The following is a 14,711-nucleotide window of genomic DNA, read 5'->3' as shown; positions in this document are numbered from 1 at the left end:
CTCCCATAAATGAAATGTGCTGCTCTCATTGTAACTTACAATCGGCTGAATAAATTACAATTATGTTTACGCGCAACTTTTGCCCTTAAATTTGATACAATAATAGTCATTGACAATGCATCCACAGATGGTACAGAACAATGGCTATCCTCTCTAAAAGAATCCCGCCTACAAATCTTGCGCATGAAAAATAATATTGGGGGTGCGGGTGGATTTAAATACGGTGCCCAATATATTGCGTCTTTAGACATAGACTGGATTTTTTTCTTTGATGATGATGCCTATCCAGCTGAGAATTTGCTTGATAATTTTATCCAGTTCAAAAAAGACAATTATCAAATTTTTTGCTGCAGGGTATTAACCCCTGATTATAAAATATGTTCCATGAACATACCCTTTAAAAAAATACCCTCAACTTTACTGGCCACAATACATTATAAAATAAACCCAAAACAGTTTTTACCGCAGTCTGATGCAATCTGTGAAGTACAAACCTTTTCGTTTGTAGGAACCATTATTCATAAAAACATTTTAAAAAAATACGCCCATATAATAATAGATGATCTGTTTATTTATTTTGACGATTTGGCTTTTTCATATTACTTATCACAAAAAAATAATAAAATTCTGTATGTTCCAGATTTTATTTTTGTACATGATGTTATTTTACATTCCCAAATTTTTTCAAATAAGAAATTATATTATCTTGTACGTAACCTGATCATTACCCATAAAATTTACAGGAACAAACCTTTTTTTACTTTTCCTTCAACTTTATGCAGAATTATGACATGTTTCCTTTTATGCGTGATTCAAAAAAATAGAGTCCAATCCTTAAGATATTTATTTAATGGAATAAAAGATGGATTTAATTATAAAGTTAAAAATATTCTTTTTTAAATAAAATCCTATATTGCATTTTCAAAACACATTTTTTTACGAAATAATACGCTTTCAATAAAATAATGAAACAATTATCCCACTAAAAGCGTAGTTGTTTTAATTAATCAAATAATTTTCTATTTCTAACAGCCCCCTTGTCCGCACTGGTTGCCATCATCGCATAGGATTTCAAGGCCATACTAACTTTACGTGCTCTTGCCCTGACAGGTTTCCAGCCCTTTTGATCCTGCTCATTTCGGCGCTGTTTCAGGATATCATCCGATACCTGCAAATGAATGGAGCGATTAGGAATATCAATCTTAATTGTATCCCCGTCTTTAACCAAGCCAATTGTTCCTTTGTCAGCAGCCTCTGGAGATACATGCCCAATTGATAAACCGGATGTTCCACCTGAAAAGCGTCCATCTGTCAATAACGCACAAAGTTTCCCAAGATTTTTTGATTTCAAATAACTGGTTGGATAAAGCATTTCCTGCATTCCCGGACCTCCCTTAGGTCCTTCATAACGAATAACAACAATATCCCCGGGTTCAATTTGGTCTGATAAAATGCTTTCAACTGCACTATCCTGGCTTTCAAAAACACGTGCCTTGCCTTCAAATACCAAAATTGATTGATCAACACCGGCTGTTTTTACAACACACCCATCTTCAGCTAAATTACCATACAAAACAGCCAGTCCACCATCTTTGGAATATGCATGTTCAATAGCACGGATACAGCCGCCAACACGATCCTGATCCAACGTTTTCCAACGCTGATTTTGACTAAAGGCCTGTTGAGAAGGGATACCACCGGGAGCGGCTTTAAAAAAATCCAAAACAGATTTTTCATGTGTTGAAATAATATCCCAATGAAGAATAGCATCCTTTAAACTATCTGAATGGACCGTGATCGTGTTGAGATGCAATAAATTCGCTTTAGCCAGTTCACCCAGAATTCCGTAAACACCACCAGCCCGATGCACATCCTCAATATGGTAGAGCTGAGTATTCGGGGCCACTTTACATAATTGTGGTATTTTACGAGATAGACGGTCAATATCCTGTAATGTAAAAGGAACTTCCCCTTCTTGTGCTATGGCCAAAAGATGTAAAATCGTATTCGTTGACCCCCCCATAGCAATATCTAGGGCCATCGCATTTTCAAAGGCCTCTTTCGTTGCAATGGAACGTGGCAATATTTTATCATTACCATCCCTATAATAAGAATTACAAAGTTCAACAATTCTTTTGCCCGCCCTTCTGAATAAAAACTGGCGATCTTTGTGCGTAGCCAACAAAGTGCCATTACCAGGAAAGGAAAAACCCAAAACCTCGGTTAGACAATTCATGGAATTTGCCGTAAACATACCAGAACAGGAACCACAGGTTGGGCAGGCGTTTCGCTCATATTCCGTTACCTGACTATCTTGAACATTATCATCACCGGCGGCAATCATCGCATCAATCAGATCCAGTTTATGATTAGCCAGATGACTTTTACCCGCTTCCATTGGACCACCGGACACAAAAACAGCAGGGATGTTCAAACGCATTGCAGCCATTAGCATCCCAGGAGTTATCTTATCACAATTCGAAATACAAACCATTGCATCTGCACAATGCGCATTCACCATATATTCAACTGAATCAGCAATAATCTCTCGACTCGGTAAGGAATATAGCATTCCATCATGCCCCATCGCAATTCCGTCATCAATCGCAATTGTGTTAAATTCCTTTGCCACGCCACCGGCATTTTCAATTTCTTTTGCAACCATCTGGCCCAAATCCTTTAAATGAACATGGCCGGGAACAAATTGGGTAAAAGAATTAACCACAGCAATAATTGGTTTATGAAAATCATCATCTTTCATTCCAGTTGCACGCCATAAAGCACGTGCACCAGCCATATTACGACCATGAGTAGAAATGTATGAACGATATTGAGGCATCCGTTAACCCTTGCATGAAAAAATTAAAATAAATTATGATTAAAATTAATTCCTATTGAATTAGTTCACTATTCTGTAAAAGCGATTTTATACATGATTTTTTTAATAAATTATTATTATATCTTACAATCAACCGCTTTCTTTATTTGAAATCATCATAAATCTTTAAACGTGATAAGAAAACTTTTAAATTGATTTCTATTTCATAACCGGTCAAAACGAATTAATTATTTTATTTAACAATCATCAATGAAATAGAAAATATTCTCGAATGTCCCGTTTTTTATCAAAATTTATAAAACCTGCAATCTTTTTTGACCGGGATGGTGTTATCAATATCGATACGAATTATCCTTATCGCCTGGAAGATTTAATTTTGGTTGAAGGGGTTGAAGAAGCTATTTGTCAAGCCAAGAAACTCGGTTTCCTTACCGTCGTAGTAACCAATCAATCCGGGGTTGCACGCGGTTTTTTCACAGAACGGGATGTCCAGAACTTTCATCGCTATATTCAAGAAAAACTAAAAAAATATAATACCGCTATTGATGCCTTTTATTATTGTCCCTACCATCCAGAAGCCAAGATTAAAAAGTATCGACAGGATCACCCTGATCGTAAACCGCATCCAGGAATGATTGAACATGCAATTCATGATTTATTCATTGATCGTCAGCATTCTTTTTTGATTGGTGATAAATCGACTGATTTACAGGCTGCAGAAAATGCAAATATTGCAGGATATCTTTTTAAAGAGAAAAATCTTGCATCTTTTTTGAATAAAATAATTAAAAAACAATTAAAATATTAATTTAAGTTCGTTATAAATTCTTTTTTATAATTGAAAATCAATTTTCTATATATATTAACATTATTACTAATCAATTAATATCTTTTAACATTTTTTCAATTACAATCAAACTTATTCGTCATTTTTATTATTAATTCGTAAAAATTAAAAAGATGTAATTAAAATACATCTTTATTGCCTTTTCATATTAAACGTTATATAAGATGTATTTGAAATAAATCTTTTACTTAAATATTAAGAATCCTTTTATTTCAAATAAATATATTTAAAAATACTGAATCGATAAGTCTATGAAAAGTAATTATCAAGATGGTGTTATCAGTACTCTAACATCAGAAATACTTACAAAGCTTAACAGGAACCCTGTTAACAGAAAATTGAAATGGCTACTTTTAATTTCAGCCTTTCTATGTTTTTTATTTATGGGATGGGCAACATTATTCACCTATCAGCAAAGCCCACCTATTCCAGTTCAATTCATTTCATCACAAGACCAGGTTTTATTCACAGACAAAGATGTTTTTCTTGGAAAACAGGGATTTCAAAAAGCCGATCTGATTGATTACGGTGGATTATACGGTATGGGATCCATGTTTGGACCCGATTATACTGCCAAAACTCTCGTGGATCTTGCCAAAGCAATTCGAGAATATCTAGCCCAAGAAAAATTTCATCAGTCTTTTCATTTATTAACTTCAGATCAACAATTCCTTATTCAAAGGAAAATGCAAATAATGTTACATAACGTTGATCTTACACAGAAATCTTTACGTTTTCCTACTGCGTTTAGTCAGGCAATCGTCGATGTCAGAAAAAATTTATCTCAAGAATTAGTACAGGATAATTTCAAGGCCGGTTACTCGCGGGCTCATGCATTAAATCAGGCGGATGCCAAAAGCACTTCTGAATTTATTATCTATACAGCCCTCACATCCGTAGGCCATCGCCCCAACAGCACCATATCCTGGACACAAAATTGGCCTTATGAACCCATTGCAGGAAACCAACCTACCAGCCAAACCTTTACCTGGACATGGGCTGGGTTCTGTTTTGCCTTTGCAGGCTTTGGTGCCGTGATCATGATCAATCGTATCTGGCTATCTGGTGAAGATAGGGAGGCGATGGACCAGGTTATCGACGGATTTAAGAATCTGACCCCAAGCCAGAAAAAAATCGGTAAATATTTTTTATTGGTTGCCACTATTTTCCTCGTCCAGCTTCTAATGGGTGGATTAATGGCCCATTATTATTCTGAACGGACAAGTTTTTACGGATTTGAAATAGGAAAATATTTACCTTTTAATTTTCTACGAAGTATTCATTTGCAAACCCCGATTGTATGGATTGCATTTTCCTGGATTGGTTCAGCTCTGTTTTTAGGGCCAATTATCAGTGGAAAAGAAGCAAAATATCAGAATATACTTGTTGATCTTTTATTTTATGCATCAGTGATAGTTATTGCGGGTATTGTCATTGGCAACTATCTGGGCATCATGGGTTACCTGCCTCATTTATGGTTTTGGTTCGGCAACCAGGGCAATTCCTATCTGGAATTAGGCAGAGGTTGGCAATATGCTTTTTTTGCCGCTCTTTTGTTTTGGAGTTATTTAGTATTCCGCTCCTTCTGGCCCGATAAACGTCACTGGCAAAGAGCCTTTAAATCATTCCGTATTGGAAATATACGTCTTGAACATTTATTCTGGTTATCGACTCTAAATATTGCCGTTTTATACGTATTTGGCATGATCCCTATGTTTGAAATAGGCAAGTCCTATACCATGGACGACTTCTGGAGATGGTGGGTCGTTCATCTTTGGGTTGAGGAATCATTTGAATTCTTCACGGCATGTGTTACCGCCTATCTTTTGATGGGGATAGGATTGATTTCCCGTTGTTTTGCTGAGCGGACAGTTTATTTTGAACTTATCCTAATCTTTATTGGTGGGGTCATTGGCACAGGTCACCATATGTATTGGGCCGGTGAACCATCCATTTGGATCCCCATGGGAAGCATGTTCTCATTTATCGAGGTTTTACCCCTAATTCTATTGGTTATCGAATCTATTGACGAATATAAAATCATTACAGCCCATCAGACTTTCCAATATAAATTGGGATATATGTATATTATTGCTGCTGCAGTATGGAATTTTATTGGTGCGGGTGTCTTTGGTGGGGGTGTATTAAATGCACCACTTGTTAATTATTATGAACATGGGACGTTTTTAACCTTGAATCATGCCCACACCTCTCTTTTTGGAGCCTTTGGTCTTTTAGGACTGGGAATGATTTATTTCTGTTTAAGATATATTGCTAGTGACAAATATCCATTTATAGAAAAATGGGGATATATTGCCTTATTCCTCTATAATATCACACTTGTCCTATGGACTACATTAACCTTTTTCCCTGTCGGCTGGCCCCAACTCAACGCTGTTTACGAACACGGATTAACTTACGCCAGAAGCTTAAGCTTTTATGACACCAAAACATTTTGGCAATGGTTACGTATAATCGGGGATATTTTCTTTTCTATAGGCGCTTTAATTATGTGCTGGGATTTTATCGTAAAACTCAAACCTATTTTTAAAAAATAACATTTCTATTTCTTTTATAAAAAGCTCGTCAAAATTCAATAAATAAATAATAATGACGAGCAATTTTATCAGAAAGAAATCATTTTACCGGGTGTAATTTTATTTCCAAGTCCCAACAGCGACTTGGCTAAAGGAATTGCAACAGGTGCAAGTTGTCTCCCCATTAAAATTGAACGGTGCTCGATAGAGGCCAGCATTTCAAAATCATCATTTAATTTTAAGAAATCATCTCGTATCGCTTTGCCTATACGGACCGTTTGGGCAATCCCATGACCACTCCATCCATGAACCGCATAAATAGGCGCTTTTTCTCCTAATTTACGACAATCTACCGCCCCATTTAGGGTTAAATCAGTTGTTCCACTCCACGCTAATTCTAAATGAATATCATCACGTTGAGGAAAAATAGTCTTAATTCGTGACATTAAATAATCAACAACTTTATCAGAATTCCATCGCATTCCTGTTCCTTGCCCTCCAAATAAGATACGCTCTTTACGGACCGGGCGATAATAATCTATTTGTAGCTGCGTATCATAAACAGCCATTTGTGTCGAAAGTAATGTTTTACTCCCCCCCTCAATCGGATTAGTAACACCAACATAAGTATAAAAAGGAATGGTTGAATTAACATCTGATAATAATTGAAAGGTCGTATGGTGAACGGCTAATACCACGCCTTTTTTAGCAAGAATTTTACCCTGTGCCGTTTCAATAGATACCCCTTCTGATACAGTTTCTATTTTTAGAACTTCACTATCCTCATAAACATGCCCACCATTTTTAACAAAACCATAAATCAAACCACGCGTTAAACCTAAAGAATGAATTTGCCCTCCAATCTTATCCAAAGCACCACCATAATAAAGTTCTGAATTGATATGATCACGAATTTCATAAGGCCCTAAAATGCGAACACTATCATCACCTAAATATCGACGTGCATCTGCCCCAACCGTCAAAGCATTGATATGACCAGGGTGAATCGCCGCGGTTAAATGCCCACGACGCATATCTAAATCCAAGGCATAATGTTCTGTTATTTCTTGAATAAGATCAAACGATTCAATGGATGTAAATTTCCACAAACGACAAGCTTCGTCATAATCGAAATTCTCAATAATAGATTCTGCTTCCCATCGTGCCAATCCAGGCGTCAATTGTCCGCCATTTCTTCCCGAAGCAGCTGACCCCACCTTATTTTTTTCAAGAAGGATTGTTTCAACCCCAGATTCTGACAAATGTAAAGCCGTAGAAGCCCCAAGCAATCCGCCACCAACCACTACCACATCACATTCACAATCATGTTCTAAGGCTGGAAATGTTTTCCATGGAGATAAAGTCGCCTCATAATAATTGGCGGGTCTAGCTAATACATCCTCATCTTGTACTTGTCGCGAATCAACCCAATTCCATTCTTCCTGTTTAGGACCTTCATCCGTTTTTCTAAAGGTAACATCTTCTGTTAAAATAGGTTTTTCAAGTTTTTGTTCTGTATTCATCATTCTCATCCGACCACACTTATAATGTTGATTTAGCTACATGAATATCTGCTCCAGACGTTAACGACAAATCATGCCTTTTAAATAAAGGCCGTTTACGAACTTTACAGTATAAAATATAGGTTATTCCTAAAGCGGTCCAAAAGCCTCCCAATAAAAGTGCGTCTTCTTTTAAATTAGTCCACATCACAATTACGGAGAACATTCCCAAAGAAGGACAGATAATATTTTTTAAAATTTGTTTAAGCGTTGAAAACTCTTTTTTATAACATACAAACCATATAAACACAGAAATATTAACCGCACTAAAAGCTACCATCGCACCAAAACTAATTAATGAGACGGCTGTATCTAACCGAAAGAAAATAGCATTTAAAGAAAGAATTCCCACCAACAGCACACAAACAATAGGAGAGCGATAGTGAGGATGAATATATTGCAATTTTTTCCATGGAATAACCCCATCAATCCCCATAATATAAATTAAGCGTGCTGCACTGGCATGCGATGCCAGAGCCGAAGCGAAAGTATTAATCAAGATAGCCAATAAAAAGATCGATTGAAACAATTTCCCCCCCACGTACAAAACAATTTCAGGCATTGCCTCAATAGGATCTTTGAAAGGGCTATTATTCGGATAGTAAAGCTGGATAAACCATGCCGATACAAAAAAGATAATACCACCCGTTAAAACCGTAGCAATAATCGCCCGCGGTATATTTTTTCTGGCATCAAAAGTTTCATTTGCAAGCGTGGTTACAGCATCAAATCCCAAAAAAGAAAAACATAAAATAGCAGCACCACTTACCAAGGGAATAAAAGAATTGTCCCCATTCATCAAAGGTTTTAACGTCATTACGTGCGATACATCATATTTAAAGACCAAAGCATGAATAACCAAATAGATGAAATAAACCATCAAAATTAAAGGAATACCAACGAACAAGGCATTAAGATTGGCAAGAAATTTAATATTTCGACAATTAATAAACGTAACTAATGCCGTATAAAAAATGATTAACATCCACGCGGGAATATCAGGGAATAAAGCTTTGAGATAAATTCCTGAAAGTAAACTATTAATCATTGGCAATAAGAGATAATCAAGCAGGGTTCCCCACCCGACAATAAAACCACTAATTTTACCGCAAACTTGATTGGTATAACTATAAGCAGAGCCTGATTTAGGAAAAATAACAGCGAGTCGACTGTAACTAAAAGCAGTCAACATGATGGCACCCAATGCCAATAAATAAGCCATAGGAACACGACCATTAGTTACACCTGATACGATACCAAATGTGTCAAAAACAGTCATGGGAGTCATGTAAGCTATCCCGATGATAATAACTCGCCAAAGAGATAACTGAGCTTGGTGCGGTGCTAACTCATTCATATGCCTGCCTTTATTATCTAAATAAATTTTACAAACAATTTTGAGAACATTATTTATAAAATTTATAGTAACAAAACATTTTTATTAAAAAACTATTTTTTTTATTAAGAAAATATTTTTTACAAATTAATATCACATATCATTGTTATCAACAGATTTACTTTGCCTTATGCAAAGGATACTGTTAATGAGACATATTTTTGAATTAATCAACCTTTTATTTGCAAAAAAAACAGATATAGGATCAAAACCTGAATTTCGTTTATAAGAATGTTTTTTGCAAAGGAATCAAAAGTAACAGAAGATTTTATGAATAAAAATAGAACCTACTATCTAGACCCATGAAAGAAAAATGTTTTAATTTAATTTATCGGGAAGACGTATCAGTAGTATTATGAAAGCTGACTTAGTAATTCATCATTATATATAACAGAACCAAATTTTTGAAAAAAAATTATCTGTCAGAAAATTATGTGTTTGCAGAATCACTATTGACACAAGCAGCTTTTAAAACAGTTAATTTATAATCCAGTGCCGTAATCTGTCCAGCGACTGAAAAAGATATAAAATTATTTAATATAAAATCTTGAAAATCCATAAATAGAAAAGCTGTTTTTCTTTATTCATTTTTAAATAAACCATTAAATTAGCCTTTTTAATATAATATTAATATTTATAATCCAATATTTTTAGCACAAACCAATTGCCTATGGCACCAATCAGCAATAGAACACTTGTTGCGAGAAATACGAAATACATACCCATATAACCACTGACAAACCCGCCAGCCAATGGACCGATAACCTGACCAACATATTGTACGGAAATAGTATAACCCAATACAGTTCCCACTAAATGATTTGGAACTTGATGTCGAATGATTGTTATAATGCAGGGCATTAAACCACCAAGGGCCAATCCCATAAAAAAACGTAATACGATAAGTTGCCAGACTGACGTGACATAGGCTTGAGGAACAAGCAATATCCCGGCAATAATTAAGGTCCAGATAATAATCCGTGCATGACCTATTTTATCCGCTAAATGACCAAGCCATGAAGCAGACAAGATACTCCCAAAAGCACCAGCCGACATAATCAAACCTGCAAAGAAAGTTATTCTGGATTGCTCAACAGCCAGTTGATGAACATATAAGGTTATAATTGGTTCAATAGACATATTGGCAATCATTAGTAACATGCCCGTAACCAGCATTATGAAAATCAATCTTTTATTGGGAATATCGGACCAATTTCCTTTAACGGTTTTTTCATGAATAACCAACCTTGAAGATTCTCGAATAAAACCCAATGTAACAAGAAACGTAATGAAAATTAAACATCCTGCCCCTATGAACGTAATACGGATTCCTATTAAAGATGGCAATATCCCCCCAATCAGGGGGCCAATCAGATTTCCTGCCATGATACCGGATGAAAGCAGTCCAAGTGCCCAAGCAGAACGATCCTTGGGGGTTTGGGCAGCAATCATGATTGTTGCACCTGAAGAATATCCTCCAGCAAAACCAGCAAGCAATCGTAATCCAACCAATTGCCAAATATTTGTCGCACATCCCATCAATGCCATTATCACGGCCATACCTAGACTCGCCCTAAGAAGCATTGGTTTACGACCATAACGATCCCCCAGATATCCCCAGAATGGCGCAATCATTCCTGCTATAAAAAATGTTGCGCTATAGGCTATTCCTGACCATTGAGCTATACTTGCATGATCTTTGACTCCCAACTGCTGAACATAGATCGGTAAAAAAGGCAACATTAATGTCATTGCAAGAAAGGTTGTAAATGATCCAAATAAACAAACAAAAAGATTGCGAACCCAATATGACTCATCTTGATCTGTTTCAATTGTTGAGGACATGATAAATCCACCATAAAATTGTCTTTTATTGGTATACCAATTTGGTATACCAAAATGATCCTATCATATAATCAATAATAGGAAACAAATTTATGAACAAAACCCTTACTCAAGCTCAGCATGCTGAAATAAAATTAAGAAATCTTATTCTGAATATGGAAATAGCACCGGGTGAACGTATAACAGAACGTGATATTGTAGGGTTCATTGGGATTTCTAGAACCTCCATTCGAACCGCATTATTTAAACTTGCTAGTGAGGGACTGGTTATTCACAAAAAATCCGGTTGGATTGTATCCCCGATTAATCTAGAAGAAATTTCTCAAGTGTGCATTTATCGTAAAATACTTGAAGTTGCCGCTATTCAAGAAACAACACAAATAGTTATAGATAAAAATATTTCAAAAGTTGAAAATCTACTGAATTCAATTTCACCAACCTCAACTCATGAACAGCTTGATCAAATTGGCCATGATTTTCACATATGGATTGCAAAACTGTCAGAAAATGAATTTATTATTCAAGGCACTGAAAATGCAATGATGAGATTAAGACGAGCCCGCTGGCTTGAAAATAAATATGATCACACGGGATGGGATGAACATCGTCAAATAGTGATTGCCTTAAAAAAAGGAAAAATACAAAAAACGATATCACTTATTGAAAACCATATCTCAAGAACACGTCAAAGCTTACTAAGTACACTTCAAAAAAAACAGCTAAGTCTTAGGGCTCAAGGCGCCTTTTTAACATCTAAGTAAATATCTTTTACAAATAATAGAATTAATTCAACCTAATTTCTTTAAATATTAAAGTGAGAATATAAGAATATTTCTTAAAAAATAATTGTTCTACAAAAAATGATATTAAATAATTTTTTTTTAATTTTTAATAAACAAAATATTTTTGATATAAAAACAAAAAAATACAGAACCAAATATATTGCTTATATTTTGTTTCCAGTATTAATTATTTTGTATAAATTTTTTATATTTATTAAGTTATGATATTTATTTGGTTTTTTACGGTATATGAGAGGTGGGCATGCGATATTCACAAGTGGTTTATTCATTTTTTGCATGAGGGGATGGGAGGGGTTTGGCGCTGGATTTCATGTTGGTTTTGCAGGTTTGTGTTTGCAACAATTCATGATATTTTCAAGTGATACGCCAGCCTCGGAATAAAGACTGCCCAGTGGCCATGTTTTGCCAAGATTGCCATACAGGACGCATTTTTTCACGGTTTCATGGATAAAAGGCTTTTTTTGCTTTCAAAGGCAACAGACCACATGGGTTCATCCACTGGCCTGCGGAAGCAGGATCGGCAACAAGGATGATGCGTCTCAACACGGGATCGACAGGATATTGTCCGTGATGATATAGCGATTTTGAGTGGAAGTTATTGGGAGCGGGGAGAGGATTTGAACCTCTGACCTTCAGGTTATGAGCCTGACGAGCTACCGGGCTGCTCCACCCCGCACTAGTATAACAAGGATGCCTTTTTCTGACGGTATTCAAGGCGTATGGTGATCTGCCAGGACTTATGTCAGGATGACAAGTGGTGACCAGACTTGGAGGCTACGCTCCCTCGCGGTGCATGTTTCAGCGGGAACTGAAAGTTTTTTGTCGAATATTGCAAGGGATTGCATGGGGGTATATTGGAAGACCTGGCGGCGACCGACTTTCCCATGCCTTAAGACATAGTATCATGGGCGCTGGGGTTTTTCACGGCCGAGTTCGGGATGGGATCGGGTGGTTCATACCCCGCCATTGCCACCAGGTCATCCAATATACCCTGCAGGGTTGTATTGGTATGTGATTGGTTGGTTAAGAGCGGATATTTCGGCCTGTTTCATACAGTATCGCATAACATGACCGATATGAGTGTATGTGTGTTATATCAAGTAAGTGCAAGGGCTATTAGTATCGGTTAGCTGCATGCATTTCTGCACTTCCACACCCGACCTATTGACGTGATGGTCTATCACGGCCCGTAATGAGACCTGGTTTTGAGGGGGGTTTCTCGCTTAGATGCTTTCAGCGATTATCCTGTCCATACTTAGCTACCCAGCGGTGCTGCTGGCGCAACAACTGGTACACCAGAGGTATGTTCACCCCGGTCCTCTCGTACTAGGGGCAAATCCTCTCAAGTCTCGACATCCACGGCAGATAGGGACCGAACTGTCTCACGACGTTCTAAACCCAGCTCACGTACCACTTTAATCGGCGAACAGCCGAACCCTTGGGACCTGCTCCAGCCCCAGGATGTGATGAGCCGACATCGAGGTGCCAAACCTCCCCGTCGATGTGGACTCTTGGGGGAGATCAGCCTGTTATCCCTAGAGTACCTTTTATCCGTTGAGCGATGGCCCTTCCACGTGGAACCACCGGATCACTATGGCCGACTTTCGTCTCTGCTCGAGCTGTCACTCTCGCAGTCAGGCGGGCTTATGCCATTGCACTCAACAGCCGATGTCCGACCGGCTTGAGCCCACCATCGCGCGCCTCCGTTACTTTTTGGGAGGCGACCGCCCCAGTCAAACTGCCCACCATGCAGGGTCCCAATCCAGGCTAACTGGATCTGGTTAGACATCAAAAAAACTCAGGGTGGTATTTCAAGGATGGCTCCACACAGACTGGCGCCCATGCTTCAAAGCCTCCCACCTATCCTACACAGCGTTTTCCTGATGCCACTACAAAGTTGCAGTAAAGGTTCATAGGGTCTTTCCGTCTGACCGCGGATACCCCGCATCTTCACGGGGAGTTCAATTTCGCTGAGCCGATGCTGGAGACAGCGGGGAAGTCGTTACGCCATTCGTGCAGGTCGGAACTTACCCGACAAGGAATTTCGCTACCTTAGGACCGTTATAGTTACGGCCGCCGTTTACCGGGGCTTCAATTCAGTGCTTGCACACCTCCTCTTAACCTTCCGGCACCGGGCAGGCGTCAGACCCTATACGTCGTCTTTCGACTTTGCAGAGCCCTGTGTTTTTACTAAACAGTCGCTACCCCCTGCTCTGTGCCACCTGATCATGGTTGCCCAAAATCCGGTCTTGCTTCTTCCGAAGTTACGCAAGCATTTTGCCTAGTTCCTTCAGCATCGTTCTCTCAAGCGCCTTGGTATTCTCTACCAGTCCACCTGTGTCGGTTTCGGGTACGGTCTATTCGCTAGAGCTATTTCCCGGAATACTCCAAAAGCCAGGCCAATCCAATAAGACCTGACAACATATCATATTCGTCACTTCTAGCAGGTTCAGGAATATTAACCTGATTTCCATCGACTACGGCTTTCGCCCTCGCCTTAGGGGCCGACTAACCCTGCGTGGATTAACCTGGCGCAGGAACCCTTGGACTTTCGGCGACAGTGTTTCTCGCACTGTTTGTCGCTACTCATGTCAGCATTCGCACTTCTGATATCTCCAGAGAGGGTCGCCCCGTCTCCTTCACAGACCTACAGAACGCTCCGCTACCACATATATCATGTGATATACATCCACAGCTTCGGCAGATAACTTGAGCCCCGTTACATCTTCGGCGCAGGGTTTCTTGTTTAGACCAGTGAGCTATTACGCTTTCTTTAAAGGATGGCTGCTTCTAAGCCAACCTCCTGGTTGTTTTGGAATCCCCACATCCTTTCCCACTTAGTTATCATTTGGGGGCCTTAGCTGGTGGTCTGGGCTGTTTCC

General features: G+C 38.2%; 9 protein-coding genes, 1 tRNA gene and 2 rRNA genes (1 of these 12 only partly in view). 5 read left to right on the top strand and 7 right to left on the bottom strand.

From position 1 onward, the window contains the following. Positions 1-9 precede the first annotated feature (9 nt). A complete protein-coding gene (locus D9V35_RS00900; protein WP_122122920.1) occupies positions 10-900 on the top strand; it encodes a glycosyltransferase in 891 nt (296 codons plus the stop codon). A gap of 103 nt (positions 901-1,003) precedes the next feature. On the opposite strand, the gene ilvD is transcribed toward D9V35_RS00900, so the two are convergent. After that, the gene (ilvD, locus tag D9V35_RS00895; protein WP_122122919.1) at positions 1,004-2,839 is read right to left on the bottom strand and encodes a dihydroxy-acid dehydratase; all 1,836 of its coding nucleotides are present in this window, start codon (positions 2,837-2,839) and stop codon (positions 1,004-1,006) included. Positions 2,840-3,110: 271 nt separating this feature from the next. Between ilvD and D9V35_RS00890 the strand changes: the two genes are divergently transcribed. Together D9V35_RS00890 and D9V35_RS00885 are read left to right on the top strand one after the other, a co-directional pair. Next, positions 3,111-3,647, top strand: coding sequence for a D-glycero-alpha-D-manno-heptose-1,7-bisphosphate 7-phosphatase (locus D9V35_RS00890; RefSeq protein ID WP_198185532.1), 537 nt, complete (start codon positions 3,111-3,113; stop codon positions 3,645-3,647). 290 nt (positions 3,648-3,937) lie between these two features. Further along, a complete protein-coding gene (locus D9V35_RS00885) occupies positions 3,938-6,244 on the top strand; it encodes a nitric-oxide reductase large subunit (RefSeq protein WP_122122918.1) in 2,307 nt (768 codons plus the stop codon). 68 nt (positions 6,245-6,312) lie between these two features. On the opposite strand, the gene D9V35_RS00880 is transcribed toward D9V35_RS00885, so the two are convergent. The 3 genes from D9V35_RS00880 to D9V35_RS00870 all read right to left on the bottom strand — a co-directional run bounded on the left by D9V35_RS00880 (position 6,313) and on the right by D9V35_RS00870 (position 11,026). Next, positions 6,313-7,749, bottom strand: coding sequence for an NAD(P)/FAD-dependent oxidoreductase (locus D9V35_RS00880; RefSeq protein ID WP_240993385.1), 1,437 nt, complete (start codon positions 7,747-7,749; stop codon positions 6,313-6,315). A gap of 16 nt (positions 7,750-7,765) precedes the next feature. Beyond that, positions 7,766-9,142: an APC family permease gene (locus D9V35_RS00875; RefSeq protein ID WP_122122916.1), complete on the bottom strand. Its 1,377-nt coding sequence runs from the start codon at positions 9,140-9,142 to the stop codon at positions 7,766-7,768. Positions 9,143-9,808: 666 nt separating this feature from the next. Further along, positions 9,809-11,026 carry an MFS transporter gene (locus D9V35_RS00870; protein WP_122122915.1) on the bottom strand — a complete coding sequence of 406 codons (1,218 nt, stop codon included), beginning with the start codon at positions 11,024-11,026 and terminating at the stop codon, positions 9,809-9,811. A gap of 92 nt (positions 11,027-11,118) precedes the next feature. Between D9V35_RS00870 and D9V35_RS00865 the strand changes: the two genes are divergently transcribed. Both D9V35_RS00865 and D9V35_RS09230 read left to right on the top strand, forming a co-directional pair. Further along, positions 11,119-11,787 (top strand): GntR family transcriptional regulator, encoded by a 669-nt coding sequence (locus D9V35_RS00865; RefSeq protein ID WP_122122914.1) that lies wholly within the window; start codon positions 11,119-11,121, stop codon positions 11,785-11,787. Between the two features lie 270 nt (positions 11,788-12,057). Next, a complete protein-coding gene (locus tag D9V35_RS09230) occupies positions 12,058-12,210 on the top strand; it encodes a hypothetical protein (protein WP_162988510.1) in 153 nt (50 codons plus the stop codon). A gap of 218 nt (positions 12,211-12,428) precedes the next feature. Here the strand turns inward: D9V35_RS09230 and D9V35_RS00860 are convergent. The 3 genes from D9V35_RS00860 to D9V35_RS00850 form a co-directional block, all read right to left on the bottom strand. Continuing rightward, positions 12,429-12,505, bottom strand: a tRNA-Met gene (locus tag D9V35_RS00860). 185 nt (positions 12,506-12,690) lie between these two features. After that, a 5S ribosomal RNA gene (gene rrf, locus D9V35_RS00855) occupies positions 12,691-12,806 on the bottom strand. A 120-nt stretch (positions 12,807-12,926) separates the two neighbouring features. Further along, positions 12,927-14,711 (bottom strand): 23S ribosomal RNA (locus tag D9V35_RS00850); it runs 955 nt beyond the window's last position.

Origin of the sequence: Commensalibacter melissae (assembly GCF_003691365.1) — a bacterium.
GTDB lineage: Bacteria > Pseudomonadota > Alphaproteobacteria > Acetobacterales > Acetobacteraceae > Commensalibacter > Commensalibacter melissae.
The sequence above is the reverse complement of the archived record's forward strand: the minus strand, read 5'-3'. Positions and strand labels throughout refer to the sequence as shown.

What these genes read in the sequence shown, in the direction of transcription:
- D9V35_RS00870 (WP_122122915.1), bottom strand. Translation starts at nt 11,026, where the DNA reads ATGTCCTCAACAATTGAAACAGATCAAGATGAGTCATATTGGGTTCGC.
- D9V35_RS00865 (WP_122122914.1), top strand. Translation starts at nt 11,119, where the DNA reads ATGAACAAAACCCTTACTCAAGCTCAGCATGCTGAAATAAAATTAAGA.
- D9V35_RS00880 (WP_240993385.1), bottom strand. Translation starts at nt 7,749, where the DNA reads ATGATGAATACAGAACAAAAACTTGAAAAACCTATTTTAACAGAAGAT.
- D9V35_RS00885 (WP_122122918.1), top strand. Translation starts at nt 3,938, where the DNA reads ATGAAAAGTAATTATCAAGATGGTGTTATCAGTACTCTAACATCAGAA.
- D9V35_RS00875 (WP_122122916.1), bottom strand. Translation starts at nt 9,142, where the DNA reads ATGAATGAGTTAGCACCGCACCAAGCTCAGTTATCTCTTTGGCGAGTT.
- D9V35_RS09230 (WP_162988510.1), top strand. Translation starts at nt 12,058, where the DNA reads ATGAGAGGTGGGCATGCGATATTCACAAGTGGTTTATTCATTTTTTGC.
- ilvD (WP_122122919.1), bottom strand. Translation starts at nt 2,839, where the DNA reads ATGCCTCAATATCGTTCATACATTTCTACTCATGGTCGTAATATGGCT.
- D9V35_RS00900 (WP_122122920.1), top strand. Translation starts at nt 10, where the DNA reads ATGAAATGTGCTGCTCTCATTGTAACTTACAATCGGCTGAATAAATTA.
- D9V35_RS00890 (WP_198185532.1), top strand. Translation starts at nt 3,111, where the DNA reads ATGTCCCGTTTTTTATCAAAATTTATAAAACCTGCAATCTTTTTTGAC.